General features: G+C 64.4%; 20 protein-coding genes. 11 read left to right on the forward strand and 9 right to left on the reverse strand.

The window, feature by feature from the left end; all coding sequences use genetic code 11:
* Window positions 1-8 precede the first annotated feature (8 nt).
* On the reverse strand, window positions 9-752 hold the full coding sequence (locus tag AC4FWB_RS05100; RefSeq protein ID WP_491024705.1) for a DsbA family protein: 744 nt from the start codon (window positions 750-752) through the stop codon (window positions 9-11).
* Window positions 753-950: 198 nt separating this feature from the next.
* Entirely contained in the window at window positions 951-1,451 is a 501-nt protein-coding gene (locus tag AC4FWB_RS05105; RefSeq protein ID WP_292366845.1) for a DUF721 domain-containing protein, read from the reverse strand.
* Between the two features lie 32 nt (window positions 1,452-1,483).
* Between AC4FWB_RS05105 and mutY the strand changes: the two genes are divergently transcribed.
* Together mutY and AC4FWB_RS05115 are read left to right on the forward strand one after the other, a co-directional pair.
* Window positions 1,484-2,599 (forward strand): A/G-specific adenine glycosylase, encoded by a 1,116-nt coding sequence (gene mutY, locus AC4FWB_RS05110; RefSeq protein ID WP_491024706.1) that lies wholly within the window; start codon window positions 1,484-1,486, stop codon window positions 2,597-2,599.
* A gap of 10 nt (window positions 2,600-2,609) precedes the next feature.
* On the forward strand, window positions 2,610-3,221 hold the full coding sequence (locus tag AC4FWB_RS05115; protein WP_491024707.1) for an HAD family hydrolase: 612 nt from the start codon (window positions 2,610-2,612) through the stop codon (window positions 3,219-3,221).
* Window positions 3,222-3,266: 45 nt separating this feature from the next.
* Here the strand turns inward: AC4FWB_RS05115 and AC4FWB_RS05120 are convergent, their stop codons facing one another.
* The gene (locus AC4FWB_RS05120) at window positions 3,267-4,400 is read right to left on the reverse strand and encodes a site-specific DNA-methyltransferase (protein ID WP_491024708.1); all 1,134 of its coding nucleotides are present in this window, start codon (window positions 4,398-4,400) and stop codon (window positions 3,267-3,269) included.
* A 173-nt stretch (window positions 4,401-4,573) separates the two neighbouring features.
* On the opposite strand from AC4FWB_RS05120, the gene AC4FWB_RS05125 reads away from it, so the two are divergent.
* The gene (locus tag AC4FWB_RS05125) at window positions 4,574-5,263 is read left to right on the forward strand and encodes an HAD family hydrolase (RefSeq protein ID WP_491024709.1); all 690 of its coding nucleotides are present in this window, start codon (window positions 4,574-4,576) and stop codon (window positions 5,261-5,263) included.
* Window positions 5,264-5,307: 44 nt separating this feature from the next.
* Here the strand turns inward: AC4FWB_RS05125 and AC4FWB_RS05130 are convergent, their stop codons facing one another.
* Window positions 5,308-5,769, reverse strand: coding sequence for a cupin domain-containing protein (locus tag AC4FWB_RS05130; RefSeq protein WP_491024710.1), 462 nt, complete (start codon window positions 5,767-5,769; stop codon window positions 5,308-5,310).
* Between the two features lie 109 nt (window positions 5,770-5,878).
* Between AC4FWB_RS05130 and AC4FWB_RS05135 the strand changes: the two genes are divergently transcribed.
* Window positions 5,879-7,441: a winged helix-turn-helix domain-containing tetratricopeptide repeat protein gene (locus tag AC4FWB_RS05135; protein ID WP_491024712.1), complete on the forward strand. Its 1,563-nt coding sequence runs from the start codon at window positions 5,879-5,881 to the stop codon at window positions 7,439-7,441.
* A 9-nt stretch (window positions 7,442-7,450) separates the two neighbouring features.
* Here AC4FWB_RS05135 and AC4FWB_RS05140 read toward each other — a convergent pair whose 3' ends face one another.
* Window positions 7,451-8,191 (reverse strand): hypothetical protein, encoded by a 741-nt coding sequence (locus tag AC4FWB_RS05140; protein ID WP_491024714.1) that lies wholly within the window; start codon window positions 8,189-8,191, stop codon window positions 7,451-7,453.
* Between the two features lie 128 nt (window positions 8,192-8,319).
* Here AC4FWB_RS05140 and thrC point away from each other — a divergent pair, with 128 nt between their 5' ends.
* The 4 genes from thrC to AC4FWB_RS05160 are packed head-to-tail and all read left to right on the forward strand — an operon-like array spanning window position 8,320 to window position 14,529.
* The gene (gene thrC, locus AC4FWB_RS05145) at window positions 8,320-9,717 is read left to right on the forward strand and encodes a threonine synthase (protein ID WP_491024715.1); all 1,398 of its coding nucleotides are present in this window, start codon (window positions 8,320-8,322) and stop codon (window positions 9,715-9,717) included.
* Window positions 9,718-9,731: 14 nt separating this feature from the next.
* Window positions 9,732-11,024: a M16 family metallopeptidase gene (locus AC4FWB_RS05150; RefSeq protein ID WP_491024716.1), complete on the forward strand. Its 1,293-nt coding sequence runs from the start codon at window positions 9,732-9,734 to the stop codon at window positions 11,022-11,024.
* A 16-nt stretch (window positions 11,025-11,040) separates the two neighbouring features.
* Window positions 11,041-11,637 (forward strand): GNAT family N-acetyltransferase, encoded by a 597-nt coding sequence (locus AC4FWB_RS05155; RefSeq protein WP_491024718.1) that lies wholly within the window; start codon window positions 11,041-11,043, stop codon window positions 11,635-11,637.
* Between the two features lie 3 nt (window positions 11,638-11,640).
* Window positions 11,641-14,529 carry an EAL domain-containing protein gene (locus AC4FWB_RS05160; RefSeq protein ID WP_491024719.1) on the forward strand — a complete coding sequence of 963 codons (2,889 nt, stop codon included), beginning with the start codon at window positions 11,641-11,643 and terminating at the stop codon, window positions 14,527-14,529.
* Window positions 14,530-14,836: 307 nt separating this feature from the next.
* On the opposite strand, the gene AC4FWB_RS05165 is transcribed toward AC4FWB_RS05160, so the two are convergent.
* On the reverse strand, window positions 14,837-15,442 hold the full coding sequence (locus AC4FWB_RS05165; protein ID WP_320220216.1) for a YqgE/AlgH family protein: 606 nt from the start codon (window positions 15,440-15,442) through the stop codon (window positions 14,837-14,839).
* A 127-nt stretch (window positions 15,443-15,569) separates the two neighbouring features.
* On the opposite strand from AC4FWB_RS05165, the gene AC4FWB_RS05170 reads away from it, so the two are divergent.
* From AC4FWB_RS05170 to AC4FWB_RS05180, 3 genes are all read left to right on the forward strand, one after another.
* Window positions 15,570-16,376: a protein-disulfide reductase DsbD domain-containing protein gene (locus tag AC4FWB_RS05170; protein WP_491024721.1), complete on the forward strand. Its 807-nt coding sequence runs from the start codon at window positions 15,570-15,572 to the stop codon at window positions 16,374-16,376.
* 79 nt (window positions 16,377-16,455) lie between these two features.
* The gene (locus AC4FWB_RS05175) at window positions 16,456-16,938 is read left to right on the forward strand and encodes a peroxiredoxin (protein WP_491024722.1); all 483 of its coding nucleotides are present in this window, start codon (window positions 16,456-16,458) and stop codon (window positions 16,936-16,938) included.
* On the forward strand, window positions 16,938-17,414 hold the full coding sequence (locus AC4FWB_RS05180; protein WP_491024723.1) for a DUF2938 domain-containing protein: 477 nt from the start codon (window positions 16,938-16,940) through the stop codon (window positions 17,412-17,414). Before AC4FWB_RS05175 ends, AC4FWB_RS05180 begins: the two co-directional genes overlap by 1 nt.
* Before the next feature lie 211 nt (window positions 17,415-17,625).
* On the opposite strand, the gene rnhA is transcribed toward AC4FWB_RS05180, so the two are convergent.
* From rnhA to ispH, 3 genes are read right to left on the reverse strand one after another with little or no spacing between them, the layout of a single operon-like run.
* On the reverse strand, window positions 17,626-18,156 hold the full coding sequence (rnhA, locus tag AC4FWB_RS05185; protein WP_491024724.1) for a ribonuclease HI: 531 nt from the start codon (window positions 18,154-18,156) through the stop codon (window positions 17,626-17,628).
* Window positions 18,153-19,115, reverse strand: a complete 963-nt coding sequence (locus AC4FWB_RS05190; RefSeq protein WP_491024725.1) for a homoserine kinase — start codon at window positions 19,113-19,115, stop codon at window positions 18,153-18,155. Before AC4FWB_RS05190 ends, rnhA begins: the two co-directional genes overlap by 4 nt.
* Window positions 19,116-19,121: 6 nt before the next feature.
* On the reverse strand, window positions 19,122-20,126 hold the full coding sequence (gene ispH, locus AC4FWB_RS05195) for a 4-hydroxy-3-methylbut-2-enyl diphosphate reductase (RefSeq protein WP_491024726.1): 1,005 nt from the start codon (window positions 20,124-20,126) through the stop codon (window positions 19,122-19,124).
* Window positions 20,127-20,130: the final 4 nt, after the last annotated feature.

Consider the following 20,130-nt stretch of genomic DNA (forward strand, 5'->3'; position numbering starts at 1 on the left):
CCTGGACGTCAGAGCAGAGGGTCGATGATGGCCGACATTTCCTCAATCGACATCGCCCCTTTGTAGGTCTTTCCGTTGATGAAGAAGGTCGGCGTCGAGTCGACCTTGAACTCGTCCGCTCCGCGTTTCTGGACTGCTCTCACATCGTCCAGAAGTTTCTGGTCCGTCAAGCAGGCCTCAAAGGACTCCTGTGTAAAACCGGCAAGCTTGGAGATCTGCAGCAGCGCTTCCTTGGTGTTGCTGACGCCAACCCAGCTCGGCTGCTGCTTGAACAACACGTCGACCATGGCGAAGTAGTTGTCCTTGGCGCAGCGCGCCAGCATGAAGCCGGCCTCGGCGCTCGGGTCGAAGGGGAATTCGCGCAGGATGTAGCGCACCTTGCCGGTGTCGATGTATTTCGACTTCAACTCAGGGAAGGTTGCCTCGTTGAAATGCGCGCAATGCGGGCAGGTCATCGAGGCATATTCGACGATGGTGACCTTGGCGTCGTCCTTGCCGAGCTGCTTTTCCGGCAGCGCGCCAGGCTTCAGCAGCTCGGCCATATCGACCGTGCCCTGCGCTTCCGGCACCTGAGCGGCCGCCGGTGTCGCAGGCTTGGCCGGCGTCGACGGGTTGGCGGGCTTCACGTCGGCCGCCTTTGCGTCCTCGCCCGAGTCGCTGCATGCGGCAAGCAACGCCACAGCCGGAACGGCGGCCAGCGTGGTCAGAAGGTTTCTGCGGGACAAGCTTTTGCCAAACGGGGCACGGTTCATGCGAATCACCTGATATCGGTTGGATTTTGCAATGCAAGGGCTAGAAAAGGCGAGAGTTGGCGCGAATTAAGGCATCGCCGTCCCCAATCCAATCGCCAAATTTTTCGGGCGCGATCACGAATACGCGATATTGACGACAATTTTGCAGCACGGCGCATGACTTTTCCCGAAACCGCTGCCCACTTTCGCAAGACATGCTCACGGCCTTTTTTGTCCCAGGATGGTCGCTCCAAGCCGCTCCAGCGAAGCGCGCAGGCCATCGTCCTCGATCTTGCCGACCGTGCGCGCCAGTTTCGATTTCTCGGCCTCGCTGAGCGGCCTCGGCGCCGGTTTCGGCCGGGCTTTGGCCGAAAGGACCGGCTTCTGCAAGATCTTGATGCGGCCGATGGCGTTGAAGCCGAGAAAGGCGTTGACGCGGTTGATGACCTCGCCGGCCTCATGCTGCAAATGCAGCGCCGCCATGCCTTCGCAGGCGATGATCAGCGTCGCGGGCTCGAACGGATCGTCCTCATGCAGGCGGCGCGGCCACTGGATTTTCTCCGGGCGCGAGTGGCTGGCCAGGCGCGGTCCGGCGATCTCTTCCCAGGATTGCACCAGCCCGATCGAGATGCCGGCGCGCTTCTTCAACACCGGATCGAGGATCTCGGTTGCGAGATCGCTGACCGGAACGGGATTGCCGAAGGGCCTTTTCCCTGCCATGTGCGTTCTCCGATCCCCAGTTCACCCGATCAATGGCACCGCAAGACCAGACCCGCAAGGCCGAGAAGGCCGTATCCGGAGATAGCAGCGTCGCCGCCCGCCTGCTTGCCTGGTACGACGCGCATCACCGCGACCTGCCCTGGCGCGTCACGCCCGGCGCGTTCGCGCGCGGGACAAGGCCCGATCCCTATCGCATCTGGCTCTCCGAGGTGATGCTGCAGCAGACCACGGTCGAGGCGGTAAAAGCCTATTTCCGGGCCTTCGTCGAGAAATGGCCGACCGTCAAGGCGCTGGCTGCCGCGCCCGCCGAGGACGTCATGAAGGCCTGGGCCGGGCTCGGCTATTATTCGCGGGCACGCAACCTCAAGGCCTGCGCCGATCTCGTGGCGCGGCAAGGCGGGCGTTTTCCCGACACCGACGCCGGATTGAAGGAATTGCCGGGCATCGGCGCCTATACGGCGGCGGCGATCGCGGCGATCGCCTTCGACCGCCCGGCCGCCGTCGTCGACGGCAATGTCGAGCGCGTCGTATCGCGGCTCTATTCGATAGAGACGCCGCTCAGCGAGGCCAAGCCCGAAATCCGCGCGCTGGTCGAGAAGCTGGTGCCCCGGAAAAGGCCTGGGGACTTCGCCCAGGCGATGATGGATCTTGGCGCGACGATCTGCACGCCGAAGCGGCCGCGCTGCGTGCTGTGCCCGGTGCGCGAGGATTGCAGCGCGATACTCGCGGGTGATCCCGAACGCTTCCCGGTCCGGCTGCCCAAGGACGACAAGCCGCTCAGGCGGGGCGCGGCCTTTGTCGCCGAGCGCGGCGACGGCGCCATTCTGTTGCGCAAGCGGCCGGAAAAGGGCCTGCTCGGCGGCATGACGGAGGTGCCGACCACGGCCTGGACGGCGCGGGCCGACGGCGCCACGACGGCGGATGCCGCACCCTTGCCAGCCACCTGGCGGCGCACCGGGCGCATCGGCCATGTCTTCACGCATTTCGCGCTCGAACTCGACGTCTTTCATGCCCACATCGAAGGCGATGCGCCGGGTGGGCATTTCTGGTCGCTGGCCCATGAGATTTCCGGGGAAGCGCTGCCCACCGTCATGAAAAAGGTAATCGAAGCGGCGATACCGGGCGCGACGAAGAAGCGTCCACAATGAAAGGCCCGCAATGACCGAAATCCGCCATATCGTGTTCGACATCGGCAGGGTGCTGATCCACTACGATCCGAATATCCCGTTCAGCCGCCTCATTCCGGATGCCGAGGAGCGCAAGTGGTTCTTCGACAATGTCTGCACGCATGACTGGAACATCGAACAGGATCGCGGACGGACATGGGAAGAAGCGGAAGCGCTGCTGATCGCCGAGCATCCCGCTCATGCCGAAAACATCCGCAATTTCCGCCGCCACTGGCATGACATGGTGCCGCATGCCTATGAGGACAGTGTCGCCATCATGGTCGGCCTGATCGAGGGCGGCCGGGACGTGACCATGCTGACCAATTTCGCCGCCGACACTTTTGCCGAGGCCCGCCGGCGCTTCGATTTTCTCGACCGCCCGCGCGGCGTTACCGTGTCCGCCGAGATCGGCTTGATCAAGCCGGATCAGGCCATCTACGACCATCACGTCGCATCATTTGGCCTGGAGCCCGCCGCCACGCTGTTCATCGACGACAGCCAGAAGAATGTCGACGGCGCCAAGGCGGCCGGCTGGCAGGCGGTGCTGTTCACCGACGCTAAGGCGCTTAAAGCAGACCTTGAGCGGCTCGGGATTGCTGCCTGATCTGAATCGCTTGCGGCGATCCGCTAAAGTCTTGATTCAAGCGGGTCAGGCTCCCGCCCGCTCCATGCCGAGGCGTGCGATGCGGCGCAATTCGTCGATCGGGGTGAGGCCGCCGCTGCGCTCATAGTGCCAGAAGGTCCAGCCGTTGCAGGCATCCAGCCCCTGCACCTCGGCGCCGATCTTGTGGATCGAGCCGGCGCTGTCGCCGATCGCCAGCGTGCCGTCGGCGCGCACCTTGGCGGCCCAGCGCTTCTTGGCGTCGTAGAGCGTGGCGCCGGGCGCTACCAGGCCGGTATCGATCAGGCTGATGAAGGCGACGCGCGGCTCGGCGCGTTTGCCGGAGAGCACGGTAAGATCGGCGTCCTCCAGCGGACGAACGGCAGCGATGCGCTCGTTGGCGGCGTCGATATAGGCCTGCTCGCGCTCGATGCCGACGAAGTGGCGGCCAAGGCGTTTGGCGACGGCGCCCGTGGTGCCCGAGCCGAAGAAGGGGTCGAGCACGACGTCGCCCGGCTTGGTCGAGGCCATCATGATGCGGGCAAGCAGCGCTTCCGGCTTCTGCGTCGGGTGCAGCTTGTTGCCGTTCTCGTCCTTCAGCCGCTCGCCGCCGGTGCAGATCGGGAACAGCCAGTCGGAGCGCATCTGCAGATCGTCGTTCGACGCCTTCAGCGCCTCGTAGTTGAAGGTGTAGCCCTTGGCCTTCTGGTCGCGCGAGGCCCAGATCATCGTCTCATGCGCGTTCTGGAAGCGGCGGCCGCGGAAGTTCGGCATCGGATTGGTCTTGCGCCAGACGACGTCGTTGAGGATCCAGAAGCCGAGATCCTGCATCCGGGCGCCGACGCGGAAGATGTTGTGATAGGAGCCGATGACCCAGATCGTGCCGCTTGGCTTCAGCACGCGGCGCGCCGCCAGCAGCCAGGCGCGGGTGAAAGCATCATAGGCCTCGAAACTTTCGAACTGGTCCCAGTCGTCGTCGACGGCGTCGACCTTGGACTGGTCGGGCCGGTGCAGGTCGCCATCGAGCTGCAGATTGTAGGGCGGGTCGGCGAAGACGACATCGATCGACTTTTCCGGCAACCTGTCGAGGGCCGCGACGCAGTCGCCTTTCAGGATCGTGTCCAGCCATTCGGACTGCTGGGGAGCGTGGGAAAGTTCGTCGAGAAGACGCACGGCAGACATCAAAACACCCAAAGCACGCGTTACGGTTTACTGGCTGTTATGGTTACCGATCAGCGTAAACATTCGGTGAAGGCTGCGGAGCTTCGTGCGGTTTGCGGAAACCGGCCCATTGGTGTATGCCGCGCCGCTTGGGCCAGTCAGGCCATGTTTCCTCCTCCGCGTTCCGGATTGCCATGCCCCAGCCAGACCTTGTCATCTTCGATTGCGACGGCGTGCTCGTCGATTCCGAAATCATCGCCGCGCGCGTTGACGCCGAGCTCATCACCTTGGCCGGGTACGAAATCTCGGCCGAGGAAATTGCCGAGACCTATGCCGGGCTGACCTTCAAAGACATATTGATGCGGGTCGAGGAGAAGTCGCACACTCCGTTCCAAGCCTCGCTGATCGACCGCGAGGAGGAATTGGTCGACCGCAAGCTGCGCAGCGACGTACGCATTATCGACGGCGCCCGCGAGGCGGTCGCGGCCGTCACGGCGCCGCGCGCCGTCTGCTCCAACTCACGCGGTGAACGGGTCGAGTTCATGCTGGAGAAAGTGCGCCTGCTGCCGTTCTTCGCCGGCCGCATCTTCTCCGGGCTCGACATCCCCAGCAAGAAGACCAAGCCGGCGCCGGACGTCTTTCTCTATGCCGCCGAGAAGCTAGGCGCCGACCCGAAGAATACCTTCGTCATCGAGGATTCCGTGCACGGCATCACCGGCGCCAGGGCGGCCGGCATGCGCGTCATCGGCTTCACCGGCGCCGGGCATAGCTATCCCGGCCATGCCGACGCGCTGACCGAGGCCGGCGCCGAAACGGTCATCCGCCGCTGGGCGGAACTGAACAGCACGATCGCGGCTTTGTCGGAGTGGTCGGAAGACGCGTAGGATCACCGGAAAATCTGCTCGCGTCCAAAGGTTGGGGACGAAACCTAAGCGCGCGTTGTCAACGTCGAGAGCTGGTCGGTGTCGTAGCGGTTTCGCAGATCGGCGAGCGCTTTTGGATCCGGCACACCCTGCGCCGCGAGCTTGGCGAGTTCTTCGAAATAGTGCTCGTGGCCAGGCGGAGAAACGGTCATCAGCACGCGGGCCGGTTTGTCGCTGACGTTGGTGATGTTGTGCGGCAATCCCGGCGGGATGAACAGATAGGTTCCGGGCGTTGCGCGGATCGTCTTGTCGCCGACATGCCACTCACACTCGCCCTCGAGCAGGTAGAAGGTCTCCTCCTGCACCCGGTGAACATGCCGCCCGGTGGCGAACTCCGGCGGGATCGTCCAATCGAACATGCTCGTATGCCTGGTATTTTCGCCGGTGACGAGGAAAGCCATAGGATGACCACGCAGCATGACGCCCTTCCTCTCATCGGGCATGCGGATGACGGCATTGGCGCTCATATGATCCTCCTCTGAGTTGGCGCCTGCTTCAGGCAAGCATTTGCGCAACATCGGCCGCCCGTGCCGGAAAGTCGTGAATCCGTTGCCAAAAATTTGCTAAAAGACGCGAATGACAATCGGAGGCGACCTCTACCAGTTCGGCCCGTTCCGCCTCGATCCGGAGGTGGGCATTCTCTTTTACGGCGCCGAGCCGACCATACTTGGGCAGCGCGCCGTCGCGCTGCTGCGAGTGCTGATCGAGAACGCTGGCGTACCAGTGTCCAAGGACGCGCTGATCGAGGCCGGCTGGGGCGGATTGGCGGTTGCCGACAACAATCTGACGGTTCAGATCGCAGCCTTGCGGCGGGTGCTGGCTGACGCTGCGGATGCCGAGAGCTGGATCGAAACACTGCCGCGCCGCGGCTATCGCTATGTCGGACCGGCCGTCGCCACGAATGTTCCTGATGCCTCGGCCGCCGCCCGCGCCGCGTCGGCGCCGACCCCGCCCGAGAAACCCTCCGTCGCGGTCCTGCCGTTCTCGAACTTGAGCGGCGATCCTGAGCAAGAGTACTTTGCCGACGGAATGGTCGACGACATCATCACTGGCCTGGCACGCGTCAAGTGGCTGTTCGTCATCGCACGAAACTCGACCTTCACCTATAAGGGTCGCGCGGTGGACGTTAAGCAGGTCGGCCGCGAGCTTGGCGTTCGCTATGTCCTCGAAGGCAGTGTGCGCAAGGCCGGCGGTAGCGTGCGTGTTACCGGGCAGATGATCGATGCATCGACCGGCGCGCATATATGGGCCGAGCGCTACGATCGCAGCTGCGAAGACATTTTTGCGCTTCAAGACGAGATCGCCCTGTCAGCAGTGGGCGCGATTGCGCCGAGCCTGCGGAAAGCCGAAATCGAACGTGTCAGGCGCAAGCGCCCCGACAGTCTCGATGCCTACGATCTCGTGCTGCAAGCCCAGCCCGACGTCGATTCAGGCATGCCGGAGCAAGTGACCAGAGCGCTGGTGCTTCTTGACCGCGCGATCGCGCTCGAACCAGGCTATGCGTTGGCGCATGGCAATGCCGCGATGTGCCACCATTGCTTGTTCCTTCGCGCCGGTCTGCAGGAGATCAACCGTGCGTCTTCGATCCGCCACGCCCGGTCGGCCATCGTCCATGGACAGGATGATGCGCTCGCGCTGACATGGGCCGGCTTCTCCATCGGAATGGATGCGCACGATCGCGCCGCTGCATTCACGGCATTGGAAGCCGCCCTCGCCATCAGCCCCTCATCTGCGCTGACCTACATTCTGGGCAGTGTCATTCTCGGATGGAGCGGCGAAGCGGAGCGCGCGATAGAATGGAGCGAGCGGGGTCTGCGGCTAAGCCCGTTCGATTCCTGGGCCTGGGCCGCGTTTGATGCGCAGGCAGCGAGCCATTTGCTGCGCGGCCGCTACGAAGAAGCTTGCCGTGCGGCCTACAAGTCCGTTCAGGCCAATCCGGCACATAGTATCACCTATGTGCAATTGGCCGCCGCGCTGGCCAAGCTTGGCCGATTGGACGAAGCAAGGGCGGCCGCCGCCCGCGTGCTCGAGCTTCAGCCTGCCTTTCGCTACAGCCGCCAGTTTGCAGGCGTGAATTGCGCGCCCGCGCTCGCGGAGGTTCTTGGCAGCGCGTTAAGGAGCGCCGGGTTGCCAGAGTAGCCCGGCGCCTCAGTTCGTTGCTGCCGCCGCGACCCGCTTCTTCCTCTTGCCCTTGCCCGTCGTCGCTGCCGGCGTGTTCTCATCGTAGCCGGCATAGGCCTGGTAGTCGGTCGCGCTGGGCTCCGGCACCACGACATTGGCGTCGGTGAAGACGAACTGCGTGGCCGCAGACGGATCGGTGACCTGCACCTGGTACTGGTGGAGCTGCGAATAGAGCACGTCAGGCCCGTGCTGGACCGCGACGCGGATCGGCATGGTGACGGTGCCCGGCGCGAACAGCGGCCCCGGCACGACCTTGCCGGCGACCGCGATCTTCATCGTCAGCTGGCCGTTCTCGTGTGTGCAGTCGCGCGTCAGGTCGGTAATCGAAGCCTGGTAGATGATCTTGGCCGGATCGCGATTGGGATCGACCGGAGCGCCGTCGGGCCCGGTCTGCGCGGCCGCGGCGGCTGCCGCATCGGCGCCCTCGGTCGCATCGCCCTTCTTTTTCTTCGGCTTCGCGGTCGCGCCCTTGGCATAGGTATTGAAGTAGGCGGTGCCGTCGCGCAGCGTCACCTTCGGGCAGTAGGCGCGCAACTGGCTTGCCAGCACCTTGGGGTCCTGCGGCGGCGGCGGCGCGGTCGGATCCTTCTTGCCGAAGCCGAGGTTCAGGATACCGTTGTCGCTCGATTGGCAGCCGGCGGCGGCAAGCATAAAGCCGGCAAGCGCCAGACCCGCGACAAGACGACGGTTGACCGAATAAAACGTCATAAACTGCACTTCCCTCTCACAAAGCCGGTGACGTATATCAACGCCGCGGCGAAAATGCGACTGAGCCGGCTCGGAAAATTAACCAATTTGCCGTGGATGATGCGGCCGGCAACGATAGGCCTTTGACGATGCAATATGTGAGTACCCGCGGGGATGCGCCCGTGCTTGGATTTTCCGACGCGGTGCTGGCCGGGCTGGCGCGCGACGGCGGGCTTTACGTGCCGCGCGAGTGGCCGCAGTTCTCGGCTGCCGACATCCGCGCCATGCGCGGCCTTGCCTATCCCGACCTTGCCATCCGCGTCCTGACGCCCTTCCTCGACGGCGAGATTGCCGCCCCCGTGTTCGAGCGGCTGGTGCGCGAGGCCTATGCGACTTTCCGGCACGATGCGGTGTGCCCGCTGGTGCAGACCGACGCCAACGGCTTTGTCCTCGAGCTCTTCCACGGCCCGACGCTGGCCTTCAAGGACGTGGCAATGCAGCTGCTGGCGCGGCTGATGGACCATGTGCTCGCCGAACGGGGCCAACGCGCGACCATCGTCGGCGCCACCTCGGGCGACACCGGGGGTGCTGCCATAGACGCCTTCGCGGGGCGCGACCGCACCGACATCTTCATCCTTTTCCCCAACGGCAAGGTCTCGCCGGTGCAGCAGCGGCAGATGACGACGTCGGCTGCTGCGAACGTCCATGCGCTGTCGATCGAAGGCAATTTCGACGATTGCCAGGGCCTGGTGAAGGATATGTTCAACGACCACGCCTTCCGCGACCGTGTGTCGCTGTCTGGCGTCAATTCGATCAACTGGGCCCGCATCATGGCCCAGATCGTCTATTACTTCTCCTCGGCGCTGTCGCTCGGCGCGCCCGAGCGGCCGGTGTCCTTCACCGTGCCGACCGGCAATTTCGGCGATATTTTCGCCGGATACGCCGCCAAGCGCATGGGGCTGCCGGTTGAGCGGCTGATCATCGCCACCAACGACAACGACATATTGGCGCGCACACTATCGAGCGGCGAATACCGAACCAAGGGCGTGTTCGCCACCACCTCGCCGTCGATGGACATCCAGGTGTCGTCGAACTTCGAGCGCCTGCTGTTCGAGGCAGCTGGCCGCGATGCCGCCACGGTCAGGCGCTACATGAACGGGCTGAAGCAATCCGGCGCCTTCACCATCGAAGCGGGCGAAATGTCGCGCATCCGCGCCGAGTTCGACGCCGGCCGCGCCAGCGTCGACGAGGTCGCCGCAACCATCCGCAAGACGCTTGAAAAAAGCAGCTATCTGCTCGATCCGCACACGGCGGCGGCCGTGCATGTGGCGGCCGCCCACGCCCCCGGCTCTGTCCCCATGATCGTGCTCGGCACCGCGCATCCGGCGAAGTTTCCGGCAGCGGTCGAGGCCGCCAGCGGCATTGTCCCGGCCCTGCCCTCGTGGCTGGGCGACTTGATGACAGCCGACGAAAAGTACACCATACTTCCATCCGAGCTGAAAATGGTGGAAGATTACGTGAGCCGCCACACGCGGGCGGCCCGTTAGGGAGTAGTTGCCATATGGGTGTTGAGGTAAGCCGTCTGTCGAACGGCCTGACAGTCGCCACCGAAACCCTTCCAAGTCTCGAATCCGTTGCCCTTGGTGCCTGGGTGAAGTCGGGCGCCCGCAATGAACGCGATGAAGAGCATGGCATGGCCCATCTGCTCGAGCATATGGCGTTCAAGGGAACGAAGCGGCGCAGCGCCTTCGAGATCGCCTCGGAAATCGAGAATGTCGGCGGCGAGATCAACGCCGCCACCAGCGTCGAAACGACGTCCTACTACGCCAGGGTGCTCTCCGACGACGTGCCGCTGGCCGTCGATATCCTGGCCGACATCCTGCAGGAATCGGAATTCGACCCCGAGGAACTGGAGCGCGAGCAGCATGTGATCCTGCAGGAGATCGGCGCCGCGCACGATACGCCCGACGACATCGTCTTCGACCGCTTCACCGAAACCGCCTTCCGCCATCAGACCATCGGCCGCTCGATCCTCGGCACGCCGGAGACGGTCAAATCCTTCACCTCCAAGCAGTTGCACGATTTCATCGAACGGCAATATGGCGCCGAGCGGATGGTGATCGTGGCCGCCGGCGACATCAAGCACGACAATTTCGTGCGCGAGGTCGAAAAGCAGCTCGGCGGCTTTCGCGCCAAGGCCGACAGCAGCATTCCGCAATATGCCCAATATGTCGGCGGCGACTTCCGTGAGGACCGCGACCTGATGGACGCGCAGATCGTGCTCGGCTTCGAAGGCCGCGCCTACCATGTGCGCGACTTCTACGCCTCGCAGGTGCTGTCGATGATCCTCGGCGGCGGCATGTCGTCGCGGCTGTTCCAGGAGGTGCGCGAGAAGCGCGGCCTGTGCTATTCGGTCTATGCCTTCCACTGGGGCTTTTCCGACACCGGCATTTTCGGCGTGCACGCCGCGACCGGGCAGAGCGATATCGCCAAGCTGGTGCCGGTGATCATCGACGAATTGCAGAAGGCCGGCGAAAGCATCCAGCAGGAAGAGCTCGACCGGGCGCGCGCGCAATATCGCGCCGGCCTGATCATGTCGGCCGAGAGCCCTGCAAGCCGCGCCTCGCAGATCGCAAGGCAATTGCTTCTGTTCGGGCGGCCGATCGCCAAGGAGGAGTTGATGGAGCGGCTGGCGGCGCTGACCGTCGAGCGGCTGACCGATCTCTCCTCGCGGCTGTTCTCGACCAAACCGACGCTGACGGCGGTCGGCCCCGTGGGCACGCTGGCGCCCTACGAGGCGATCCTCGAATCGCTTGCGGGCCCGCAGACGACGGCCCGCAGGCTCGCCGTCTAACCTCCGTTCAAGAGCCGTGTTCGCGCTCCCTTTCTTTCGCCGCGACCTGCCGGCACTGAAGGGCGAAAAGGTCACGCTGCGCGTGCCGCTGACCAATGACTACCGCGAATGGTCGACGCTGCGCGGCGAAAGCAGGGCCTTCCTGGAGCCATGGGAGCCGCGCTGGCAGCCGGACGAGCTCGACCGCACCGCCTGGCGGCTGCGCATCAGCCGCTACCGCGAGGACTATGCGCAAGGCACGGCCATCGCCTTCTTCATCTTCGAGAAGTCGAGCGGCAAGCTCGCCGGCGGCATCACGCTCGGCAATATCCGCCACGGCGTCGCGCAAAGCGGCCATATCGGCTACTGGATCGGCGAGCGCTTCGGCGGCCGCGGCCTGATGACCGACGCGGTCAAGCTGGTGTCGCGTTTTGCCTTCGATACGCTGAGGTTGCACCGGATCGAGGCTGCCTGTATTCCCGACAACGCCCGATCGATCCGCGTGCTTGAAAAAGCCGGATTCCGGCGCGAAGGACTTTTGCGATCCTATCTCAGGATCAACGGCGTCTGGCAGGATCACTACCTCTACGCCCGGATCGCGGACGATCCGCCGGGTGATGGAACGAAGGGCTGATATGTGACGAATTTTTCGCGAATCGCGTCGCTGTTCGCCCTCATCCTGACGGCTGTCGTCACGCTCTCGGCAGTAGCACCCGCGCTTGCCGTCGAGCCGATCAAGATTGCCCGCGACGACAAGGCGCTCGACCTTTCGGGCGCCGTCGAGATCTACCGGAACCAGGGCGAAAACTTCCAGGTCTCGACCGCGCCCGGCCCCGACGGCATCGTGCGGCGCATCGAGGTCGAGGCCAATGACGCGCGTTCGACCGGCGACTGGGCGGTGTTCGCGCTCGCCAACACCACCGACCAGCAGCTCGACCGGTTGATTGTCGCGCCGCATTTCCGCCTGGTAAATTCCGGCATCTTCTGGCCGGACCTCGGCTCGACCCGGATCGCGGCGATCACCCCTAGCGAAGGCTTCGCGCTAGATCGCCAGACCAGCCCCGACGCCGACGTTTTCCGGGTGACGCTGAACCCCGGAACGGTCGTCACCTTCATCGCCGAGCTTGCCTCGCCGAAGCTGCCGCAAGTCTATCTGTGGGATCCCGAATCCTACAAGGACTCGGTCAATTCCTACACGCTGTTCCGCGGCATCGTCATCGGCATCGCCGGCCTGCTGGCGCTGTTTCTGACCATCCTTTTCGTGGTCAAGGGAACCTCGATGTTCCCCGCCACCGCCGCGCTCGCCTGGGCGGTGCTTGCCTATATCTGCGTCGATTTCGGCTTCCTCAACAAGGTCATCGAGATCTCGCCCGGAAACGAACAGATGTGGCGGGCCGGCACCGAGGTGGCCTTGGCCGCGACCTTCGTGGTGTTCCTGTTCGCCTATCTCAACCTCAACCGATGGCATGGCCATTTCAGCTATGGCGCGCTGGTCTGGATCCTCGGGCTGCTCTTGATTGCCGGTGTGGCAATCGTCGACCCGGCGGTCGCCGCCGGCATCGCCCGCATCTCCTTCGCCGCCACCGCGCTCACCGGCCTCGGCCTCATCATCTTCCTCGGTATTCGCGGCTATGACCGCGCCATCATGCTGGTGCCGAGTTGGGTGATGGTGCTCCTATGGCTATGCGGGTCGTGGATGGCGATCACCGGCATGCTGGACAACGACATCGCCCAGCCGGCGCTGGGCGGCGGCCTGATCCTGATCATTCTGCTCATCGGCTTCACCGTCATGCAGCACGCCTTTGCCGGCGGCGCGCTGCACCAGGGCCTGTTCTCCGACCTCGAGCGCCAGGCGCTCGCCGTCGCCGGATCGGGTGACATCGTGTGGGACTGGGATGTGCTGCGCGACCGCGTGGTGACCAAGCCCGACATCAGCCTGCAGCTCGGCCTCGCGCCAAACAGCCTGTCGGGTGCGGCGCGCAACTGGCTGCCGGTGCTGCATGCCGACGACCGCGACACCTTCCGCACCACGCTCGACGTGGTGCTGGAGCACCGCCGCGGCCGGGTAGCGCAGAATTTCCGTCTGCGCGGCGCCGACGGCCACTATCACTGGTTCTCGCTCAGAGCGCGGCCGGTGATCGGCTCGGATGGCGAAGTGATCCGCTGCGTCGGCACCATGGTCGACGTGACCGAGCAGAAGAAGTCCGAGGAGAGGCTGCTGCACGACGCCGTGCACGACAATCTGACGGGCCTGCCGAACCGCGAGCTGTTCATGAACCGGCTGGAGGCGATCATCTCGATCGCCCGCACCGAGGACAAGGTGCGCCCGACCGTGTTCGTCATCGACATCGACCGCTTCAAGCAGGTCAATGACGGCCTCGGCATCTCGGCCGGCGACACCATTCTGCTCACCATCGCGCGCCGGCTGCACCGTTTGCTCAAGCCCAAGGATTCGCTGTCGCGCTTTGCCGGCGACCAGTTCGCGCTGATGCTGCTCTCCGAGCAGGATCCGGCCCGCATCGCCGCCATGGCCGACGCCGTGAAACATGCCATCAACAACCCGATCACCTTCGCCAAGCGCGAGATCGTGCTCACCGCCTCGATCGGCCTGATCACCTGGACGACGGCGCAGACCTCGTCAGAGGACATGGTCAAGGACGCCGAGCTCGCCATGCACCAGGCCAAGCGCTTCGGCGGCGACAGGATCGAGCCGTTCCGGCCGGCCTTCCGCACCGTCGGCACCGACCGGCTGCAGTTCGAATCCGATCTTCGCCGCGCCATCGAGCGGCGCGAGTTCACGCTTGCCTACCAGCCGATCGTGCGGCTGGAGGACGGCAGCGTTGCCGGCTTCGAGGCCTTGCTGCGCTGGGATCATCCGCGACGCGGCATGATCCCGCCAGGAGACTTCATCCCGGTGGCCGAGAATTGCGGGCTGATCGTGCAGCTCGGCCTGTTCGCCATGCAGCAGGCGGCCGAGGATCTGGCGGCCTGGCAGAAGCAGATCGGCGACGCGCCGCTGTCGGTCTCGGTCAATCTGTCCAGCCGGCAGCTCATCCGCCGCGATCTGGTCAGCGATGTCCGCTCGGTCATCGCGCGCGCCAATCTCAAGCCGCGCTGCTTCCGGCTCGAGCTCACCGAATCTCTGGTGATGGACAATCCCGAGCAGACCGCGCATGTGCTGACCAAGCTCAAGCAACTCGGCATCGGACTGTCGCTCGACGATTTCGGCACCGGCTATTCCTCGCTCTCCTATCTGACGCGCTTCCCCTTCGATACGATCAAGATCGACAAGAGCTTCGTCGACGACGACACGCCGAAGCGGGCGGTGCTGCTCAAATCCATGGTCAACATGGCGCATGAGCTCGGCCTGTCGGTCGTCGCCGAAGGCATCTCCGACGAGAGCGACGCGCTGGAGCTGCGCCAGATGGGCTGCGAATATGTCCAGAGCTTCATGTTCGGCGCGCCGATGCCCGGCGACCAGGTGCTGAAGACCTTGAGGGAGCAGTACCCGCTGACGCAGGCCTGATCAGGTACGCCTGATGAGGCCTGTCGTCCTGGTGGAGTAGCAGAGCCCTCGGCAATTGGCCGTGACATCCATCGCGTCGTCATCCTCGGGCTTGACCCGAGGATCCATTCCGTGACGCTAAGGCGTTGAAAGCGGTGCAGAATTCTGCTCCGTTGCGCTTCACTTGAAGGTCACGGAATGAATCCTAGGGTCTCCGCGACGGAGCTTCGCTCCTGCTTCGCCCTAGGATGACGAAGGCTTGGGCGTCTCAGCTAACCTTCAACGTCTGCGAGGCTCCATGCCACGGCCCTTCGCTGTGCACCTGTCCCTAAGCGTGGCCGGCGGCGGCGCTCAAATGGGCGAGATCGATGCCGATCGAAGCGAGGATACGGTCGTATTTGCGCTCGATGTCGGCGTCGAACAAAAGCTCGGTCGTGGCCGGACAGGTCAGCCAGCCATTCTCGGCGATCTCGCTTTCGAGCTGGCCTGCGCCCCAGCCGGAATAGCCGAGCGCCATCAGCGCGTGACGCGGCCCGCGGCCCGTCGAGATGGCACGCAAGATGTCGACCGTGGCGGTCAGGCAGATGTCGTCGGAGACGCTGAGCGAGGATTCCACGCGATAGTCGCCGGAATGCAGCACGAAGCCGCGGCTGCGATCGACCGGCCCGCCATTGCGCACGACGAAGTCGCGGGCATGCGCCGGCAGGCGGATCGCCTCCTGCTCGTTCATTATGCCAAGCTGCACCAGAAGGTCAGGGAACAGCATCTGCTGCGTCTGGTTGATGATCAGGCCCATCGCGCCCTCGTCGCTATGGGCGCAAATGTAGATGACAGAGCGCGTGAAACGGTCGTCCTTCATGCCGGGCATGGCAATCAGGAACTGGTCGTCGAGAAAGCCGCGGCCGGCCCTCTTCTTGTGGCGCAATAGGTCCATGAGGCTGAGCGTAACGCGTTTCCGCCGCGCCGAAAAGATGGTGAGGCTGCCGGATGTCACGCAAATATGATACCGGCAGCAGCATGAAATCATTGCGCGGCCAAGAACGGGCGATCAAATCAGCGCCATGCGATACCTGAACATTGTGGCGCTCGGCGCCGTCATCGGCCTGGGTGCGGGCTTGCCTGCAGAGGCATCGTCCTCGGCCTGGTACAACAGCGAAGGCGGCAAGGTGCGGCTGGTGACCAGCGGCAAGCCGGACGAGGCGGGCAAGATCCACGGCGTGCTTGACATTGTGCTCAAACCCGGCTGGAAAACCTATTGGCGCGATCCTGGCGATTCCGGCGTGCCGCCGCAACTCGACGTCTCGGCCAGCACCAACATCGCCAACGCGCGGCTGTCGTTTCCGCCGCCGCAGCGCCACGACGACGGCTACGGCAAATGGGCCGGCTACGATCGTCCCGTGTCGCTGCCGGTGACCTTCACGCTGTCGTCGCCCGACCAGCCGGCGACCATCGATGCCAACGTCTTCCTCGGCATATGCGAGACGATCTGCATTCCGGTGCAGACGCGGCTCAGCGTCGATCCGGCGTCCGATCCGGACAACGCCACGGACGCGGCGCTGGTGAAGACGGCGCTTGCAACGCTTCCCTCGCCCGCGCGGCCGGATTTCGGCGTCCGCGTGCTGCCCGGCGACCACGAAACCCTTGTCGTCGAGGCGCATTCGCCGGGCGATCCGGATTCCGTCGATTTCTTCATCGCCGGCGAGCGCGACTACATGTTCGGCGCGCCGGCGCGCAGCGAGAAGGACGGCAAGGTCGTCTTCACCGTGCCGATCCTCGACCGGCCGTCGGCGACGCCCACGGATGGCGGGCTCTACTACACGCTGACCAGCGCCGAGGGTTCGGTCGACGGGGTGCTGCCTTTCCCTTGATCCAGGCTTGCTGAACGGTTGCGGGAAGTCGCTCAGTCCGATACGCACAGATCCTTCCAATCTCCCAAGCGAGGAACCCATGACCATTTCGGTTGGCGAAAAACTGCCCGAGGCGACCTTCAAGATCATGACCGCCGACGGCGCGAAGCCGATCAAAGGCGCCGAAATCTTTGCCGGAAAGAAGGTCGTGCTGTTCGGCGTTCCCGGCGCCTTCACGCCGACCTGCAGCAACAACCACCTGCCGGGCTATCTCGAGAACCACGACGCCATCCTGGCGCGCGGCGTCGACACCATTGCGGTCGTCTCGGTCAACGACGTCCATGTTATGGGCGCCTGGGCGCGCTTCACCGGCGGCGAAGGCAAGATCCTCTTTCTGGCCGATGGCAGCGGCGACTTCGCCAAATCGGTCGGGCTCGACAACGACCTTTCCGCAAACGGCATGGGGCTGCGCTCGAAGCGCTTTTCGATGATTGTCGACGACGGCAAGGTCGTGGCGCTCAATGTCGAAACCAAGCCGGGCGTCGACGAGAGCGGCGCGGCCAAGATCCTCGAGCAGCTCTGATGCTCGATATCGTCTGGCGTGCGGTGACGATCGGCATCGGCGCCACGGTGTTCATGGACGTCTGGGCAATCGTCCTCAACAAGGCGTTCGGCCTGCCCCGGCCGAATTGGGGTCTGGTCGGCCGCTGGGTCCGGCACCTGCCCGAGAAGGTGTTCCACGACGACATCGGCCAGGCCGCGCCCTATGCGCATGAGAAGGCGCTGGGCTGGGCGTTCCATTATCTCGTCGGCATCCTCTACGGCGTCATCCTGGTCGTGCTCGCGGGAGCGGGCTGGCTGGCGGCGCCGACCTTCCTGCCGGCCTTCATCCTCGGCATCGTCACCGTCGGCGCCGGCTGGTTCCTGCTGGCGCCCGGCATGGGCGCCGGCTGGGCGGCATCCAAACTGCCCAACCCGATGCTGGTCCGCGCGCTCAACCTCGTGTCGCACACGGTGTTCGCGCTCGGCCTGTTTTCCACGGCGCTGATGATCCGCTGAGCGGATAAACGGGCAGCTCGGTTTCACGAGCTAACAGCCCTTCGGCTCCGCTTCCGTCAGTTTCTTCCGAGCTTCCCTTCGGAGGGCGTGAAAATCTAAGCGCTCTGGTTTACCGCTCGCCTTGCCCTCATCCCAGAGTCGCCGCAGCTGGCGAAGGTCTTCTTGATCCAGTTCGCGCTTACCAAACCAACTTGGCATCGGTGCGTACATGTCAGTAGCTCTGCGTCGACCGTCGGGGCGCTGGCTTCCTGGCCGGAGCGCCTTCGGGCTTCGGTGCAGCAACTGGCGCCGGCCTCGCCGACTTCGGCTTGAACGGCGCCATGCCTTGCCGCGCCAGTTCGTCGGCGCGCTCGTTCTCCGGGTGGCCGGCATGGCCCTTCACCCAGTGCCAGATGACCTTGTGGCGCTTGTTGGCCTCGTCGAGCGCCTGCCAGAGCTCGCCGTTCTTGACCGGCTTCTTGTCGCCGGTCTTCCAGCCGTTCTTCTTCCAGCCATGGATCCATTTGGAGATGCCGTCCATGACGTATTTGCTGTCGGTGTAGAGGTCGACCGTGCAGGGTTCTTTCAGCGCATTCAGCGCGGTGATTGCCGCAAGCAATTCCATGCGGTTGTTGGTGGTCTCCGCCTCGCCGCCCGACAGCTCCTTGGTGACGCCGTTGTAGCGCAGCACGGCGCCCCAGCCGCCAGGCCCCGGATTTCCGGAGCAGGCGCCGTCGGTGAATATCTCGACCTCTTTGCTCATGTCAGTCCGTATTCGGAAGGAGATTTGATCGCGCGGTGGAAGCGCATGCGGCGGATATATTCGGTCGGATCGCGCTTCATCACCAGCCCGCCATTGGGAATGGTCAGCCAATCGTACAGCCTGGTCAGCATGAAGCGCAGCGCCGAGCCGCGCGCCAGCATCGGCAGCGCCGCCCTTTCCTCGCTCTCCAGCGGCCGCACCGACTGGTAACCGGCAAGCAGCGCCGTGCCCTTGGTGAGGTTGAAGGAAAAATCCTTCTCGAAGCACCAGGCGTTGAGGCAGGTGGCGACATCATAGGCATAGAGGTCGTCGCAGGCGAAATAGAAGTCGATCAGGCCGGAGAGCTTCTCGCCGAGGAAGAAGACATTGTCCGGGAAGAGATCGGCATGGATGATGCCTTGCGGCAAGCCGGCCGGCCAGTTGCGCTCGAAGTCGGCGAAGTCGGCGTCGACCTCTGCCGCCAGCCCCGGCTCGACCTCGTCGGCGCGGTCGCGCGATGCGGCCCAGAGCTTGCGCCAGCCTTCGATGGCAAGCGCGTTCGGGCGCTTCATCGGGAAATCCCGGCCGGCGAGATGGAGCGCGGCCAGCGCCTTGCCGACCTCGGCGCAATGCGCGGCCGTCGGGCGCCTGAGCGACAGGCCCTCGAGGAAGGTGATGATGACGGCGGGGCGCCCGGCGAGCGTGCCGATGACGGTGCCGTCATGCGCGGTGACCGGAAGCGGGCAGGAAATGCCTTTCCGCGCAAGATGACCCATCAGGCCGAGGAAAAAGGGCAGATCGGCCTTGTCGACGCGCTTCTCGTAGAGCGTCAGGATGTAGGAGCCGGTGGAGGCGTGGACAAGGAAATTCGAGTTCTCGGTGCCCTCGGCGATGCCCTTGTAGGACAGGAGCTCACCCACCGGATAGGCTTTGAGAAACGTGCTGAGCTCGTTTTCGTTGACGTCGGTGTAGACAGCCATTTGGGTTTACGAGGCTCCGTTGACGAAGGCCATATCGGCCGCCGTCAGTTCGACATCGCGCAACACCCGCATCACCGGAAAATCCTCCGTTTCCGTGGCCGTGATGGCCAGATCGATGGTGACGTCGAAGCGCTGCCGGAACGCGTCGATGATCTCGTCGACGATGATTTCCGGCGCCGAAGCGCCGGCCGACAGACCCAGCGTCGAGATCTCGCCGATCTCATCCCACGGAATTTCGGAAGCCCGCTGCACGAGAAGCGACATCGCGGCACCCGCACGCTCCGCCACTTCGACAAGGCGCCGCGAGTTGGACGAGTTCGGCGCGCCGACGACGAGGAAGAGGTCGGCGCCGGCGGCCGTTTCCTTCACCGCCTCCTGGCGGTTGGTGGTGGCATAGCAGATCGATTCGGCCGCCGCCGCGTGAAGCTCCGGGAACCGCTGCTCGAGCGCCCGGATGATGCCGGCGGTGTCCTCGACCGACAGCGTCGTCTGGGTGACGAAGCCAAGCGCCGCCGGATCCGCCGGCACGAAGGTTGCTGCGTCCGCCTCGGTCTCGATCAGGGTGACCGCACCCTCCGGCAGCTGGCCCATCGTGCCGATCACTTCCGGGTGGCCGGCATGACCGATCAAAAGCACGTGGCGGCCGAGCCGCTGGTGGCGCATCGCCTGCTTGTGCACTTTCGACACCAGCGGACAGGTAGCGTCGAGATAGAAGAGGTTGCGCGCCTCGGCGTCGGCCGGCACCGATTTCGGCACGCCATGCGCGGAAAAGACGACCGGCGACTGGCGATGCTCGGGCGGGATCTCCGAGAGCTCCTCGATGAACACCGCGCCCAGGCTCTGCAGCCCCTCGACGACGTAGCGGTTATGCACGATCTCGTGGCGGACATAGACCGGCGCGCCGTATTTCTTCAGCGCCAGCACGACGATCTGGATGGCGCGGTCGACGCCGGCGCAGAAGCCGCGCGGCTGGCAGAGCCTGATGGTCAGCGGTGGCTTTTTCTGAATCATGAGC

This window comes from Mesorhizobium sp. LEGMi-168a (assembly GCF_058312955.1).